14 protein-coding genes and 1 riboswitch are annotated in these 15713 nt (G+C 64.9%); of the genes, 6 read left to right on the plus strand and 8 right to left on the minus strand.

The genetic code is table 11. The features are described 5' to 3' along the window. Nucleotides 1-83 precede the first annotated feature (83 nt). Nucleotides 84-299, minus strand: a riboswitch (cobalamin riboswitch). Nucleotides 300-335: 36 nt separating this feature from the next. Beyond that, nucleotides 336-989 carry a cob(I)yrinic acid a,c-diamide adenosyltransferase gene (gene cobO / locus HAP47_RS27300; protein ID WP_173641943.1) on the plus strand — a complete coding sequence of 218 codons (654 nt, stop codon included), beginning with the start codon at nt 336-338 and terminating at the stop codon, nt 987-989. Nucleotides 990-1000: 11 nt separating this feature from the next. Continuing rightward, complete coding sequence (locus HAP47_RS27305; protein ID WP_173641942.1) at nt 1001-2449, plus strand: cobyric acid synthase; 1449 nt, start codon at nt 1001-1003, stop codon at nt 2447-2449. Between the two features lie 4 nt (nt 2450-2453). Here HAP47_RS27305 and cobD read toward each other — a convergent pair whose 3' ends face one another. Both cobD and cbiB read right to left on the minus strand, forming a co-directional pair. Then, the gene (cobD, locus tag HAP47_RS27310) at nt 2454-3419 is read right to left on the minus strand and encodes a threonine-phosphate decarboxylase CobD (protein WP_173641941.1); all 966 of its coding nucleotides are present in this window, start codon (nt 3417-3419) and stop codon (nt 2454-2456) included. An 11-nt stretch (nt 3420-3430) separates the two neighbouring features. After that, a complete protein-coding gene (gene cbiB / locus HAP47_RS27315; RefSeq protein WP_210285667.1) occupies nt 3431-4354 on the minus strand; it encodes an adenosylcobinamide-phosphate synthase CbiB in 924 nt (307 codons plus the stop codon). A gap of 167 nt (nt 4355-4521) precedes the next feature. Here cbiB and cobU point away from each other — a divergent pair, with 167 nt between their 5' ends. The 3 genes from cobU (at nt 4522) to HAP47_RS27330 (ending at nt 6896) form a co-directional block, all read left to right on the plus strand. Beyond that, nucleotides 4522-5025 (plus strand): bifunctional adenosylcobinamide kinase/adenosylcobinamide-phosphate guanylyltransferase, encoded by a 504-nt coding sequence (cobU, locus tag HAP47_RS27320; protein ID WP_173641939.1) that lies wholly within the window; start codon nt 4522-4524, stop codon nt 5023-5025. Nucleotides 5026-5057: 32 nt separating this feature from the next. Beyond that, complete coding sequence (gene bluB, locus HAP47_RS27325) at nt 5058-5690, plus strand: 5,6-dimethylbenzimidazole synthase (RefSeq protein ID WP_173643093.1); 633 nt, start codon at nt 5058-5060, stop codon at nt 5688-5690. A gap of 165 nt (nt 5691-5855) precedes the next feature. Next, nucleotides 5856-6896 (plus strand): LacI family DNA-binding transcriptional regulator, encoded by a 1041-nt coding sequence (locus HAP47_RS27330; RefSeq protein WP_173641938.1) that lies wholly within the window; start codon nt 5856-5858, stop codon nt 6894-6896. An 11-nt stretch (nt 6897-6907) separates the two neighbouring features. Here the strand turns inward: HAP47_RS27330 and HAP47_RS27335 are convergent, their stop codons facing one another. Together HAP47_RS27335 and HAP47_RS27340 are read right to left on the minus strand one after the other, a co-directional pair. Then, a complete protein-coding gene (locus HAP47_RS27335; protein WP_173641937.1) occupies nt 6908-7318 on the minus strand; it encodes a (R)-mandelonitrile lyase in 411 nt (136 codons plus the stop codon). Between the two features lie 102 nt (nt 7319-7420). Beyond that, nucleotides 7421-9052, minus strand: coding sequence for a flavin-containing monooxygenase (locus tag HAP47_RS27340; protein ID WP_173641936.1), 1632 nt, complete (start codon nt 9050-9052; stop codon nt 7421-7423). Between the two features lie 183 nt (nt 9053-9235). On the opposite strand from HAP47_RS27340, the gene HAP47_RS27345 reads away from it, so the two are divergent. Further along, a complete protein-coding gene (locus HAP47_RS27345) occupies nt 9236-10462 on the plus strand; it encodes an ABC transporter substrate-binding protein (protein ID WP_173641935.1) in 1227 nt (408 codons plus the stop codon). A gap of 197 nt (nt 10463-10659) precedes the next feature. Here HAP47_RS27345 and HAP47_RS27350 read toward each other — a convergent pair whose 3' ends face one another. From HAP47_RS27350 to chvE, 4 genes are read right to left on the minus strand one after another with little or no spacing between them, the layout of a single operon-like run. Then, nucleotides 10660-11493 (minus strand): inositol monophosphatase family protein, encoded by an 834-nt coding sequence (locus tag HAP47_RS27350; protein ID WP_231168413.1) that lies wholly within the window; start codon nt 11491-11493, stop codon nt 10660-10662. Between the two features lie 57 nt (nt 11494-11550). Next, entirely contained in the window at nt 11551-12741 is a 1191-nt protein-coding gene (gene mmsB, locus HAP47_RS27355; RefSeq protein WP_173641934.1) for a multiple monosaccharide ABC transporter permease, read from the minus strand. Then, nucleotides 12738-14318 (minus strand): multiple monosaccharide ABC transporter ATP-binding protein, encoded by a 1581-nt coding sequence (mmsA, locus tag HAP47_RS27360; RefSeq protein WP_173641933.1) that lies wholly within the window; start codon nt 14316-14318, stop codon nt 12738-12740. The genes mmsB and mmsA overlap by 4 nt, the downstream gene beginning before the upstream one ends. A gap of 57 nt (nt 14319-14375) precedes the next feature. Continuing rightward, nucleotides 14376-15443, minus strand: coding sequence for a multiple monosaccharide ABC transporter substrate-binding protein (gene chvE, locus HAP47_RS27365; protein ID WP_173641932.1), 1068 nt, complete (start codon nt 15441-15443; stop codon nt 14376-14378). Nucleotides 15444-15713: the final 270 nt, after the last annotated feature.

Below are 15713 nucleotides of genomic sequence, written 5' to 3' on the forward strand. Positions count from 1 at the left end.
GGATTGACTGCGGGAAGCGATGAGGCACACGAACCTGACGTGAACAGGTTCGTTCCCCGTCGCGGAACACCCCGTCCGCCGGTCTCAAACACACTGCGTCGGCAGGTCTCCCGGCTTGCGGAGTAGGATTTCTCCCGTGATGCCCACCTTCCCGACTCCATCAGGGAATCAGTGGCTTGGGCATCTCTCCGGTCACGGTCGCGGGGGCGGCTGCGCTTTGGGCAAACCTTGCGGTCCGAGCCCTATCGCATTCCCTCTTCGCCTGTCGTAGGACAGGAACCAACGCGGGGTCACCATTCGTCCTGGCCTCGCACTTGTCAAGCCGAAGGAACGTGATGATTTCTGATGGAAACGACGCTGACGACGGCGACGTCGGCACCGACCCTTCGCTGGATGCGCGCCATGCGGCCAAAATGGCGAAAAAGAAGGTCGCCCGCGACAAGATCATGGCGACCAAGAGCGGCGAAAAGGGTCTGATCATCGTTCACACCGGCGCCGGCAAAGGAAAATCCTCCTCCGCCTTCGGCATGATCGTGCGCTGCGTAGCGCACGGCTTTCCCTGCGCCGTGGTGCAATTCATCAAGGGCGCCTGGGATACCGGCGAGCGCCGCCTGCTCACCGGGCATTTCGGCGATCTCTGTCAATTCCATGCGATGGGTGAAGGTTTTACCTGGGAGACGCAGGATCGCGCCCGCGACATCGCGGCAGCGCAGGCCGGCTGGGAAAAGGCCAAGCAGCTGATCGCGGATCCGAGCCTGCGCATGGTCGTGCTCGACGAGATCAACATCGCGCTCCGTTACGATTATCTGGCGATAGCCGATGTCGTCGAGTTCCTGACGACGTCGAAGCCGCCGATGACGCATGTCGTGCTCACCGGGCGCAACGCCAAGGAGGAGCTGATCGAGATCGCCGACCTCGTCACCGAGATGACATTGGTGAAGCATCCGTTCCGCTCCGGCATCAAGGCCCAGCCGGGCGTCGAGTTCTGACTGTCAGCACCATGGCGCGCGCATTGATGATCCAGGGAGCCGGCTCGGACGTGGGCAAGTCGCTCGTCGTCGCCGGCCTCGCGCGTGCCGCGAGACGGCGCGGCCTGCGCGTGCTGCCCTTCAAGCCGCAGAATATGTCCAACAACGCCGCCGTGACCGTCGACGGCGGCGAGATCGGGCGTGCGCAGGCGTTGCAGGCGCTCGCTGCCGGCGTCGAGCCGCACACCGACATGAACCCGGTGCTGCTGAAGCCGGAAACCGATGTCGGCGCCCAGGTCATCGTGCACGGCAAACGGATCGCGACCGCACGCGCGCGCGAATATGCCACCATGAAGCCGTCGCTGATGGGCGCGGTGCTGGAGAGCTTTGGGCGCCTGAAGCAGCGCGCCGACCTCGTTCTGGTCGAAGGCGCCGGCAGCCCCGCCGAAGTCAACCTGCGCAAGTCCGATATCGCCAATATGGGCTTTGCGCGCAGAGCCGACGTGCCCGTGGTGCTGGTCGGCGATATCGACCGCGGCGGCGTCATCGCGCAACTCGTCGGCATCCAGGCGGTGATCGATCCTGATGATGCCGCGATGATCCAGGGTTTTGTCATCAACAAATTCCGCGGCGATCCGACGCTGTTCGACGACGGCTACCGCCTGATCGAAGCCCGCACCGCCTGGCGCGGCTTCGGCGTGCTGCCCTGGTTCGTTCGCGCCGGCGAGCTTCCGGCCGAAGACGCGCTCGGGCTCGGCGAGGCGCGCAAGCCCGGCCAGTGCAAGATCGCCTTCCTTGCGCTGTCGCGGATCGCCAATTTCGACGACCTCGATCCGCTCAAGCTCGAACCCGGCGTCGATCTCGTGATGGTGCGGCCGGGCCAAGCCATTCCGGGCGACGCGCGGCTCGTCATCCTGCCCGGCTCGAAATCGACCCGCGGCGACCTCGCCTTCCTGCGCGCGCAAGGCTGGGATATCGACCTGCTGGCGCATCATCGCCGCGGCGGCCATATCCTTGGGCTGTGCGGCGGATACCAGATGCTTGGGCAGAGCGTCGCCGACCCTGATGGGATCGAGGGACTCGCCGGCGAAACGCGCGGCCTCGGGCTGCTCGATGTCACCACCACCATGACCGAACAGAAGACGCTGACGCGTGTCAGCGCCGTGCATGTTGCGACGGGTCAGCCGATCAGCGCCTACGAAATTCACATCGGACGCACTGATGGCCCGGATCGCGCGCGGCCCTTTTCAAGGCTTGACGGCTCGCCGGAAGGTGCCATGTCGCGTGGCGGGCGCGTTCACGGCAGCTATCTGCACGGCCTGTTCGCCTCGGACGGATTTCGCAAGGCGTTTCTTGCGCGGCTCGATATCCCGGCGGCGGATCAGCCATATGGCGCCAGGGTCGAGAGCGCGCTCGACGCACTTGCCGAGCACATCGAGGCCCATCTCGATGTCGAGGGCCTGCTCGCGCTGGCGCGCTAAACCATCAACACGACAACGCGGCAGAAAGGCGGGACCATTCGGCCTCGCTGCCCGGCAGACCGAGGCGCAACCATCCCGGCTCTTGCTGAAAGGCGCGCGACCAGATCTGGCCGCGGGCAAGCTTGTCCTGCACGGCCAGAGCGTCGCCGGTCTCGTAGAGACGAAACAGCGGCGTACCGCCGAGCAGCGTCCAGCCCTGCGATCGCGCCTCCGCATCGAGCCTGGCACAATCGTCTGCGAGCCGCGCAATCGTCGCCGTTGCCCAGTCGCGATCGAGCAAGGCGCGCCGCCCGATCGCGATTGCGGCGCCCGAAACCGGCCATGGGCCCACCATCGCCGCAAGCGCAGCGATATCCGGCTCGCTGCCAACAGCGAAGCCGAGCCGCAAGCCCGCAAGTCCGTAAAACTTGCCGAATGAGCGCAGGATCAGGAGCCCGGGTTGTCCGGCCTCTCCTGCAAGTGACAGGTCGGGCACAGCGTCCGCAAAACTCTCGTCAATCACGAGCCGGCCAACGCGCGGCAGCAGCGCGAGCAGTTCGCGCCGATCATGGCACCTGCCATCCGGATTGTTCGGATTGACGACGATGCCAATGTCCGCTCGCGCAAGCGCTGCGAGATCGGACACCTCGGTCACGTCCCAACCGGCGGCCGACAACATCCCGGCATACTCATTGTAGGTCGGCGCAAGAATGCGCGCCCTCCCGCGCGGCGCCAGATGCGGCAGCAACTGAATCGCGGCCTGCGCTCCGCCCATCGCCACGATCGGCGCTTCGGTGCCATAGGCCCGCCGCGCGGCGTTGTGCAGCGACTCGATATCGGATCGCGACGGCAGCGCATTCCATTGCCGCAGCTCGACATCGACGCCAGGATAAGGCACCCGATTGATCCCCGTCGACAGATCGATCCAGTCTTCCGCAGCCCCGCCGAACCGCTGCTGGGCGACATCGAGATTTCCGCCGTGCTCACGCATGCGCCGCTCCTTCACGCCAGCGCCAGGGCCACGAACGCCGCGGCCAACAGCATCATGGCGTAACGATAGAGTTTCAGCCCGGCGAGGACATCAGCGGCGGCCGGATCGCGCGCGCCCTCGTTCAGCCAGGGCTCATCCGCGATGCTGCCGTGATAGATGCGAGGCCCGCTGAGCCGCACACCGAGCGCGCCGGCCATCGCAGCCTCCGGCCAGCCGGCATTCGGCGAGCGATGGCGGCGCGCGTCGCGCAGCATGCAGGACCAAGCCTGCGAGAAGCGCGGCGCAAGCAGCACGAACAGCAGTCCAGTCAGCCGTGCCGGAACGAGATTGGCGAGATCGTCGATCCGGGCAGCGGCCCAGCCGAAGGCTTGATGCCGCTCGGTGCGATGACCGATCATGGAATCCAGTGTGTTGATGGCCTTGTAGCCAAGGATTCCCGGCAGGCCGAACAGCGCCCCCCAGAACACCGGCGCCACGATGCCGTCGGATGCATTCTCGGCAAGGCTCTCGATGGTCGCGCGCGCGATGCCGGCGTCGTCGAGCGTTGCCGGATCACGACCGACAATCTGCGCGACCGCCAAACGCGCGGCCGCGATGTCGCCGGACGCAAGCGGATGTGCCACCGCGGCGACATGGTCATGCAGAGAGCGCAGCGCCACCAGCGGCCACGCCAGCACACCGACCAGGACGACGTGAACCCATCCGGACGGGAGCAAAGATTGCACGGTCCAACCCAGCGCCGTCGCCAGCGCGATCACCAGGATGGCAGCCGCGACACCGGCGACGTGACGAAACGCCGGCGGATCGGAGGCCCGGTTCCAGGCGGTATCGACGAGATGGATCAACCGGCCGAGCCAGGTCACGGGATGGCCGATGCGAGCAAACAGCCAAGCCGGCCAGCCGATCAAGGCGTCCACAGCCATCGCCACCGCCATCGCTCCCGCAAAACCCACGCACCTCTCCTCACCGCGATCCCCCTGATGCGCAAGACGCCGGCCGAGTGCAAGCCCTCCATGGCGGATTTCGGCTTTGTCTTTTACCGCGATTGGTGGTTAGAGCGTTTTCGAGGCGAAGCGGATACCGGTTCGCGACAGGAGACCATATGGCCGTCATTCTGATCACCGGCGGAGCCCGGTCCGGAAAAAGCCGGCGCGCCGAACTTCGCGCGCGCAGCTTTCCAGGTCAGCCGGTCTATGTTGCGACCGCCGAGGCGCTCGACGCGGAAATGGATGAGCGCATCGCCAAGCATCGCGCGCGCCGCGGCAGTGACTGGATCGAACGCGAGGTGCCGCTCGACCTCGTGGAGGCACTGGCCGAGACCGACGGCGGCGGCGCAAGGCTGGTCGATTGCCTGACGCTTTGGCTGTCCAACCTGCTGCATGCGGAGCGCGACTGGTCGCAGGAAGTGACGCGGCTGGCGGACGTGCTGCCGCGCCAGCGCAGCCCGGTCATCATGGTCACCAACGAGGTTGGCCTCGGCATCGTGCCTGACAACGCACTGGCGCGGACCTTCCGCGACGCCGCAGGTCTCATGAACCAGAGCATTGCCGGCGCGGCGGACGAGGTCGAGCTGGTCGTTGCAGGCCTGCCGATGAAGCTGAAATGAGCAACGCGATCGATCCCGCCAAAGGCCCCGCCATGGTCTCGTTCGACGATGCGTTTCGCCGGCAACTGCACGAGCTTTTTGTTTGGCGGCGCGACGTGCGCCGCTTCCGGCCCGAGCCCCTGCCTGATGGCACGATGGAGCGGCTGATCGAGATCGCATGCCTTTCGCCTTCGGTCGGGTTGAGCCAGCCCTGGCGGTTCGTAATTGTCGACGATGCGGCACGGCGCCGCGCGGTGATCGAGGACTTCAAGAGCTGCAACACCGACGCGCTGCGATCCTATTCCGGTGAGCGTGCAGCAAAATATGCCGCATTGAAACTATCGGGCCTCGAAGAGGCGCCCGGCCATCTGGCCGTGTTTGCGGAAAAGACCGACCAGATCGGCTCCGGTCTCGGGCGTGCGACGATGCCGGAGACGACAGAATATTCGGTGGTCGCCGCGATCTGCTCGATGTGGCTTGCCGCGCGCGCGGAAGGCATCGGGCTCGGCTGGGTCTCGATCTTCAATCCAGGCCGCGTTCACGAGATCCTCGAGATACCCGATACGTGGAAATTCATCGGCTATCTCTGCATCGGCTACCCCCAGGCGGAATTCGACCGTCCGGAGCTCGAACAGGCCAAATGGGAATCGCGGCGAAGTCCCGGTGAGTTCACCATCCGACGCTGACCGAACTCGGCCGGCGACGGCGAATATCCCGACCGCGATCGGCTTTGCGCTTTTCGCTCGCGCAGGAATCATTTGAGATTCGCCGCGGAGCCTGATTAGGTTCGGCGATGCCGTCTGCCGCTGGCCTGACGGCGGCAACGCCGAACCGACAGGATCCAACCACCGATGGTCAAGGCGCGACGGACACGACCGACGATTCGTGACGTCGCGGCCGAGGCCGGCGTCTCCGTCTCAAGCGTCAGCCGCACGCTCAACGGCGGCATCTATACCAGCGCCGAGCTGCATGCGCGCATCATGCGCGCGGTGAAGCGCCTGGGCTTCGAGCCCGACCAGGCGGCGCAGGCGCTGCGCTCGCGCGCCTCCAACACGATCGGCTGCATGGTGGCCGATTTCTCCAATCCGCACTACACCGGCATGGTGAGCGCGGCGGAGGAGGAATTCCAGCGCGCCGGCTTCCTCCTGATGCTGGCGGCGACCAAGCATGAGGAGGCACGCGAGGCGGCGTTCCTGTCGGCGGTGCGGCGGCGCCAGATGGACGGCCTGTTGCTGTTCGCCGGCGACAATTCCCACAAGGATTTCATGAAGGGGCTGGCGACGCTTGACCTGCCCTGCGTGACCGTCGACCGCGAGGTACCCGATAGCGTCATGGTTCGGGTCGATCACCGCGGTGGTGCGCTGGAGGCGACGCGCTATTTGATCGGCCTCGGTCATCGCCGGATCGCGTTGCTGACCGGAAGCGCTGCGGTTCTGCCGAGCTCGGAGCGGCTCGCGGGCTACCGGCAGGCGCATCAGGAGGCGAGGATCGAGGTCGATCCAGCTCTGATCCGTCCGCACATGCAGGGCGCCAACACCGCCTTCAGCTCGGTGTGCCAGCTGCTGCAAATGACAAAACCGCCGACCGCGATCATCTCGCTCGGCACCAGCATGCTGGCCGAAGTGCTGGAGGCGATCACCAGCAACGGCCTGCGCTATCCGCAGGACGTATCGATCGTGTGCAGCGGCGACACCGATCTCGCCCGCCATGCGACGCCCGCGATCTCGGCCTTGAGCTGGGACATGAACGAGGTCGGCCGCACCGCCGCGCGGCTGCTGCTGGAGCGCATCCGCGACAACGACAAGGCCGGCAGCAGCGCCCCGGTGTTCCTGCCGACGCGCCTCATCCTGCGCCATTCCTGCGCCGCACCGCCGACGCGCGGACGGAAGTAACGCCGCGCCGATCAATCGGCCTGCGGGGCCGCCGCGTATTGCGCGTCGGAGACGTGCTCCATCCAGGTCGCGTAGTCGCCGTCGAGCGCTTCGTGGATCGCGATATGGCTCATGCCCGTGGTTGGCGCCGCGCCGTGCCAGTGTTTATCGCTCGGCGGAATCCATACCACGTCACCCGGACGGATCACGCGGATCGGGCCGTCCCAGCTCTGCACATACCCGGCGCCGGCCGTGACGTAGAGCGTCTGGCCGAGCGGATGGGTGTGCCACGCCGTACGCGCACCCGGCTCGAAGGTGACGCGCGCGGCCTGCACCCGCGCGGGAGCGGGTGCATTGACGATCCCGTCAGCCCATACCGTGCCGCTGAACCAATCGGCACTGCCGCGCCGGCTTGCGATCGATCCTGCGCGCTTGATATTCATTCGCAATCCTCTCATCTATCCGAGCTGGAAACGGTTCCAGCATTTCGTCATTGCCGGCTATCGCCCCTCTCAATGACGGAGCGAGACGCGGCCGCACTACTCTCAGCGCAGCACAAAACCCTCATAACCGCGCTGCGCGATCTGCGCGATGCGGTGCCGATAACCCTGGCCGACATAGGGCATGAACACGCGCGGCTTGCCCGCGATGTTGGCGCCCTGGTACCAGGAACTCGCCTTCGGATAGAGCGTGCGGCTGGCGGCGTCGGCGACATGCGCCATCCAGGCCCGCTCGGCGTCGCGTTCCGGCTCGATCCGAGTCAATCCCTTGGCGCGCATGTTGTCGAGACAGGCCGTGATCCACTCGACATGGTTCTCGCAGGCATGGATCACGTTTCCGATCACCGACGGGCTGCCCGGCCCGGTCACGACAAACAGGTTCGGAAAGCCCGACACCATCAGGCCGAGATAGGCGCTGGGCCCGTCGGCCCAGGCCTCCTTCAGGGTCGCGCCGTCCCGCCCGCGGATCTGCATCGCGGCGAGCGCCCCGGTCATCGCGTCATAGCCCGTCGCCAGCACCAGCGCATCGAGCGTAAAGGACCGCGTCCCGGTCTCGACGCCGGTCTCGGTGACGGTCTCCAGCGGCTCCGCGCGCAGATCGACCAGCTCGACATGCGGCAGATTGTAGGTCGCGAAATAGCCGGTATCGATGCAGATGCGCTTGACGCCGAGCGGATAATCCTTCGGTGACAGTGCCTCCGCCGTCGCCCTGTCGTGCACGATGCCGCGGATCTTGTCGCGTACGAAGTCGCAGGCGACGTCGTTGACGCCCTCGTCGGTCAGGATGTTCGGGAACGCGGTCAGGATGCCGCCGCCGCCCTGCTCCCACAGCTGCTCATAGCGCGCCCACTGCACATCCCGCCCGGGCACCGGCGCGTCGAAGGCATTCGCGGGCACCCGCCCGAACTCCGGCGTCTCGAGGCTTTCGCGATATTTCGCGATCACGGGCTCGGCGGCAGCGATGTCGGCTTCGGACAGCGGCGCATTCCGTGCAGGCACCGAGTAGTTCGGCGTGCGCTGGAATACGGTCAGACGGCTCGCCGCCTTGGCGACCATCGGGATCGTCTGCACACCCGACGAGCCGGTGCCGATCACGGCAACGCGCAAGCCGGAAAAATCGATCTCCTGATGCGGCCACTGCCCGGTGTGATAGACCGGCCCACGAAAACGCGCGAGGCCCGGGAGCTTCGGCTTGTTGGGCACCGAGAGATTGCCGGTCGCCATCACGCAAGTCGATGCGACGATGCAATCGCCGCGATCGGTGCGCAACGTCCAGCTCTCGCCGGCCTCGTCCCAGTCGGCGCCCGTCACGCGGGTGTCGAAGCGGATCAGGGAGCGCAGATCGAACCGGTCGGCGACGCGCTGCGCGTAGCGCAGGATCTCCGGCTGGGCGGCGTATTTCTCGCTCCAGCGCCATTCCTGCCGCAACTCCTCCGACCAGCTGTAGGAATAGAACAGGCTCGGTATGTCGCAGCGCGCGCCGGGATAGCGATTCCAGTACCACGTGCCGCCGACGTCGGACGCCGCCTCGATGCCGATCACCTTCAGCCCGAGCTCGCGCAACCGATAGATCGCATAGAGCCCGCCGAAGCCGGCGCCGACCACGACCGCATCGCATTCGGCGACCAGCGGCGGCCTCGCGCCATGGTCCGGGCTCGTCTGCTCCAGTCTGCTCATTTGTCACATCTCTCCGGCCGCAGGAATATTGCCATCGGTGGGAACGCGCGCTAGTCTGGAAACGTTTCCAGATCGGAAGCGCATACGATAATTGTCGCGGGGCGTCAACGCACCGGCCCTCGACAAGGGGAACCGCGCGCACGTCACAAGGCGATCAGCGGACAATCAGGGAGTGATTGAGGGATGTTGGACGGATTTTGTCTTCGTGCGTGCCTGGCGGCCGCGGTAACGATCGGCGCGCTGTCGCCGGCGCTCGCGCAGAAGAACTACGGCCCGGGGGTCTCGGATACCGAGATCAGGATCGGCAACATCATGCCCTATAGCGGCCCCGCTTCGGCCTACGGCGCGATCGGCCGGACCGAGGCTGCCTATTTCAAGATGATCAACGACCAGGGCGGCATCAACGGACGCAAGATCAACTTCGTCAGCTACGACGACGGCTTCTCGCCGCCGAAATCGGTCGAGCAGGCGCGCAAGCTGGTCGAGGGCGATGAGGTGCTGCTGGTGTTCCAGCCGCTCGGCACCGCGCCCAATGTCGCGATCCAGAAATATCTCAACGGCAAGAAGGTCCCTCACCTCTTCATCGCATCGGGCGCGACACGCTTCGGTGATCCCCAAGGCTTTCCCTGGACGATGGGCTGGCAGCCGAACTACCAGAGCGAAGGGCGGATCTACGCCAAATACATCCTCGACAAATTCCCGAACGGCAAGATCGCGGTACTCTGGCAGAACGACGATGCCGGCAAGGATGCGCTCAAGGGGTTGCGCGACGGCCTTGGTGACAAGGCCAGCAGCATGATCGTCGCCGACAAGTCCTACGAGCTGACCGATCCGACGCTGGATTCGCAGATCGTGGCGCTGCGCGCCTCCGGCGCCGACATCCTGTTCACCTGGGCGGCGCCGAAGGGCGCGGCGCAGACCATCAAGAAGGTCGCCGAACTCGGCTGGAAGCCGACCTTCTTCCTGACCTCGACCGCGACCTCGGTCGCCTCGGTGATGCGCGCCGCCGGCATCGAGCATTCGCAGGGCATCATCTCGGTTACCTACCTCAAGGATCCGACCGACACGATCTGGAATGACGATGCCGAAACCAGGGAATGGCGGGCGTTCATGGACAAGTACATGCCCGACGGCGACAAGACCAACGGCAATCACGTCTATGGCTACGCCGCCGCGCAAACGCTCGCGCAGGTGCTCAAGCAGTGCGGCGACGATCTCACGCGCGAAAACGTGATGAAGCAGGCGGCCGGCCTGAAGAACTTTGCGCCGAAGATGATCCTGCCCGGGATCAGGATCAACACCAGTGCGACTGACTTCCGTCCGATCGAACAGTCGCAGCTGATGCGGTTCGAGGGCGAAAGCTGGAAGCTGTTCGGCAACATCATCACCGGCGAGGTCGGCAGCGAATAGTGCGCCTGCGCGCTCTGTTCAATTGAGAGGGTGGGACGAGACGCAAAGCTGAAGCAATTCGCGTCGCGAGGATGCGGGTGTTTGACTCACGGGCGTGCAGCATGTTCGACGTCGTCCCTGCGAAAGCAGGGACGACACCGAGTGTGTTGCTTGACAGTTGAGCTCGAAACTCTATTCCGAACGAACATCACCCCACCCTATCCGGCCGGCGTCAGGATCGCCTGCTGTGCGGCATGCCAGCTCGCTTTGTCGGGCGCGCAGAGCAGGCCGCCGGTCAGATTGACCGGCTTGTAGGGCGATCCGTCGAAATGTGCGCTGTAGCCTCCGGCCTCGCGATGCAACAGCCAGCCCGCGGCATGATCCCACGGCATCAGCTTGTTGTAGAACAAGAGATGGCAATGGCCCGACGCCGCCATGCGATACTCATGCGCGGCGCATCGAAGCCAGGCGCTGGCACCAAGCCTGGACAGATTGCCGGCGACAGTTGCGCGCAACGGCTCCGGCAGAAAGTTGACGCCGACCACCGCGTCCATTTGCTCGACCGGCACGGCCGGGGCCACCTTCAAATCATGCCGCCTGCCGTCCGTCATCTCGAGCCACGCGCCCTCGCCGCGCAGCGCGAACGCGGTGTCGTTACTGACCGGATCATGGATCGCGCCGAACACGATCTCGCCGCGCATCGTGCCGGCCACCATGGAACCGAACAGCGGCAGGCTCGAGGTGAAGTTCCTCGTGCCGTCGATCGGATCGATGATGAAGGCAAGCTCAGCGGTTCCGACCTGATCGAGCGCGGCCGGATCGCGTGCCGTGCCCTCCTCGCCGATCACGACCGCATTCGGAAACGCCCGGAGCAGCGCCGCCGAGATCGCCTGCTCGGCAAGTTCATCGGCCTCGGTCACCACGTCGAATGCCGATGTCTTGGTGCGGACCTCGATCTCCCGCACGCGGCGGAACCGCGGCATGATCTCGGTGCGGCCGACCTCGGCGAGGATGTTTCCGATATTTTGCGCATCGGCATGGGACAGTTTCACGCGGCATTCTCCTGCGTTGCGCCGGCATCCTATCGCAGGATCATGACTGCGCGGCAATCACCGGCGCTGGTTGTAGACATCGATGCAGACGGCGCCCAGCAGGACGAGGCCCTTGATCACCTGCTGGTAATCGATGCCGATGCCGAGAATCGACATGCCGTTGTTCATCACGCCCATGATCATGGCGCCGACCACCGCGCCGCCGACCCGGCCGACGCCGCCATAGGCCGAGGCGCCGCCGATGAAGCAGGCGGCGATCACGTCGAGCTCAAAGCCGAGGCCCGCCTTGGGCGTCGCGGTGTTGAGGCGGGCAGCAAACACCAGCCCGGCGAGCGCCGCCAGCACGCCCATGTTGACGAAGGTGAAGAAGGTCAGCCGTTCGGTCTTGACGCCAGAGAGTTTCGCGGCCTTGGCGTTGCCGCCGACCGCATAGATCTGGCGGCCGATCACGGTCCGCCGCGTGACAAAACCGTACAGCGCGATCAGCACCGTCATGATGACGAGCACATTCGGCAGGCCGCGATGCGAGGCGATCAGATAGGTGAAATAGAGCACCGCGCCCGCCAGCGCGATGCTCTTGGCGATGAAGAACGCATAGGGCTCGACCTCGATGCCATGCGACTGCTCGCGCGCCCGGCTCTTGGCGCTCGCGAGCACCAACGCGAACGCCAGCACGACGCCGATCAGAATCGAGGTCGGATAGAGCGTGCCGGCGCTCGGAAACAGCTCGGGTATGAAGCCCGACGACAGCTTCTGGAAGGTCGGCGGAAACGGCCCGACCGACCGGCCCTGCAGCACAGCGAGCGCAAGGCCCTTGAACACCAGCATGCCCGCCAAGGTCACGATGAAGGACGGAATCTTGAAATAGGCGACCCAGTAGCCCTGCGCCGCGCCGATCGCGGCACCGATCAGCAGACAGACGATGAAGGCAGTCGGGTAGTCGACATGGTAGCTCACCATCAGCACCGCCGCGACCGCGCCGACGAATCCCGCGACCGAGCCGACCGAAAGGTCGATATGCCCGGTGACGATCACCAGCAGCATGCCGAGCGCCATGATCACGATGTAGCTGTTCTGCAGCACGAGATTGGTGAGATTGACCGGCTGCAACAGCGTGCCGTCGGTCACGATCTCGAAAAACAGCATGATCGCGAGCAGCGACAGCAGCATGCCGTAGTTGCGCAGATTGTTCTTGATGAAGCCGGAATGCTTGCGGGTCTCGGGAAGTGACACCGTCTTCTCGGTCATTGTGCTCCGCCTCCCGCCCCTACCCCGCTGTCGTGGGCGCCATTCCAGGACATCCTGACATTGCGCATGATGGCACGCATGATCTTCTCCTGCGTCGCGTCGCCCTTCGCGAACTCGCCGACGAAGGCGCCGTCGTTCATCACGCAGATCCGGTCGCAGATGCCGAGCAATTCCGGCATTTCCGACGAGATCACCACGACGCCCTTGCCGGCCTCCGCGAGCTCGTTGATGATACAATAGATCTCGTATTTCGCCCCGACGTCGATGCCGCGGGTGGGCTCGTCCAGCAGCAGCACTTGCGGATCGGTCATCAGCCATTTCGACAGCACCACCTTCTGCTGGTTGCCGCCCGAGAGCTGTCCGGCCTCCTGATAGACGTCGGAACAGCGGATCCGCATCCGGTTGCGGTAATCGCTCGCGGCCTTCAGCTCGGCGACATCGTCGATCACGCCGCGGTCCGACACCTGGCGCAGGCTCGCCAGCGTCACGTTCTTGCGGACGTCGTCGGCGAGGATCAAGCCGAGCTGCTTGCGATCCTCGGTGACATAGGCGAGGCCGGCATGGATCGCGGCCGGCACGCTTGCAAGATTGGCCTCGCGTCCGTCAAGGCTGATCCTGCCGGAGATATTGTAGCCCCAGGCCCTGCCGAACAGGCTCATGGCGAACTCGGTGCGGCCGGCGCCCATCAGGCCGGCGATGCCGACCACCTCGCCACGGCGGACCGTGAAATCGACGTTCTTGATCACCTGCCGGGCAGTATGCAGCGGGTGATACACTGACCAGTTCTCGACCGTCATCACGGGATTGCCGATCGCAACGTTTCGCTCCGGGAAACGATGCGCGAGATCGCGGTTGACCATGCTGCGAATGATGCGGTCCTCGTCGACCTGCTCTGTCCTGCAATCGAGGCTATCGACGGTGCGGCCGTCGCGCAGCACCGTGATCCGGTCGGCGACCCGCGCGACCTCGTTCAGCTTGTGCGAGATCAGGATCGAGGCGATGCCCTGCTCGCGGAAGGCCAGCAGCCGGTCCAGCAGCGCGGCGCTGTCGGCCTCGTTGAGGCTCGCGGTCGGCTCGTCCAGGATCAGCAGGCGCACTTTCTTCGACAGCGCCTTGGCGATCTCGACCAACTGCTGCTTGCCGACGCCGAGATCGGTGACGAGCGTGTCCGGCGATTCCCGCAGGCCGACCTGCGCCAGCAGCTCTGCCGTCCGCCCGTACACAGCGTCGCGGTCCACCACCCCGAACCGCGACGGTGCTCGCGACAGAAAGATGTTCTCGGCGATCGACATCAGCGGGATCAGCGCCAGTTCCTGGTGGATGATGATGATCCCCAGCGCCTCGGAGTCGTTAATGTCGCGGAACCGGCGCTCCTCGCCATCGAACAGGATCGACCCTTCATAGCTGCCGGCGGGATAGACCCCGCTCAGCACCTTCATCAGGGTCGACTTGCCCGCGCCGTTCTCGCCGACCAGCGCATGGATCTGCGCGGCTTGCACGGTGAAATTGACGTCGCGCAGTGCCTGCACGCCGGCAAAGCTCTTGCCGACGTTACGCATCTCAAGCATCGCCGTCATCGGATCACATCCCGCAACGTCACTAGGCCTCGGCGCTATCAGCCCCGCTCGCCCGCCTTAGTCGAATTGCGAACGCTTGTAGTAGCCGCTGTCAATCAGGACTTTCTCCCAATTGGTCTTATCCACCACGACCGGCTTCAGCAGATAGGACGGAACCACCTTGACGCCGTTGTTGTAGGTCTTGGTGTCATTGACACTGACCTCCTTCTTGCTCAGCACGGCATCGACCATGTCGGCCGTGACCTTGGCGAGATCGCGGGTGTCCTTGAAGATGGTCGAATATTGCTCGCCGCGCAGCATGGCCTTGATCGAGGGCACCTCGGCATCCTGGCCGCTGACGAACGGCATCGGCTGATCCTTGCTGCCGTAACCGACGCCCTTCAGGGAGGAGATGATGCCGATCGACAGGCCGTCATAGGGCGACAGCACCGCATCGACGCGCTTCTTGCCGTAGAAGGCGCTGAGCAGATTGTCCATCCGTGCCTGCGCGGTCGCGCCGTCCCAGCGCAAGGTCGCGACTTTACCCATGCCCGTCTGGCCGCTCGCGACGACAAGCTTGCCGCTGTCGATATACGGCTTCAGCACCGACATTGCGCCATCGTAGAAGAAATAGGCGTTGTTGTCGTCGGGCGAGCCGCCGAACAGCTCGATGTTGAAGGGCCCCTTGCCGTCCTTCAGCCCGAGCGCATTCACGATCGACCCTGCCTGCAGCACGCCGACCTGGAAATTGTCGAAGGTCGCGTAATAGTCGACGTTCGGCGTGTCCCGGATCAGGCGGTCATAGGCGATCACCGTGATGCCCTGGGCCTTGGCCTGCTTCAGCACATCGGACAGCGTGGTGCCGTCGATTGCCGCGATGACCAGGACCTTCGCGCCCTTGGTCACCATGTTCTCGACCTGGGCGAGCTGGTTCGGGATGTCGTCGTCGGCATATTGCAGGTCGGTGCCGTAGCCCCGTTCCTTCAGCACCTTGACCATGTTGTTGCCGTCGTCGATCCAGCGCGCCGAGGACTTGGTCGGCATCGCGATGCCGATGGTCGGCTTGCTCTGGGCGCGTGCGTCCGGTGCGGTCGCAGTAAGAGCTGCCAACGCCAGTGCGATCAACGAGACCTTCAGTTTGAACATGCTCCGCTCCCTTGGTTTTTTGAGTTGAGGGTACCGTTGCCGTGGACCGCGTCAATCGACGGCTATCATTCGTGGGCCGGCCGCAGATCTACGGCGATGCCGGATCGGCGCCAGGACCGTCACGACCCGAAATTGCGGAATGTCGATTGAACCCGTCAACAGCCCCAATGCTCACTCCGCACAGTCAGCCATCTCGATCCTGCAATACCAAGTTCACCCGCGAGTCATGTCGTGGGATGAACGAGGTGTCGGAATGACGTGGAGGATCAT

Origin of the sequence: Bradyrhizobium sp. 41S5 (assembly GCF_011516665.3) — a bacterium.
Classification (GTDB): domain Bacteria; phylum Pseudomonadota; class Alphaproteobacteria; order Rhizobiales; family Xanthobacteraceae; genus Bradyrhizobium; species Bradyrhizobium quebecense.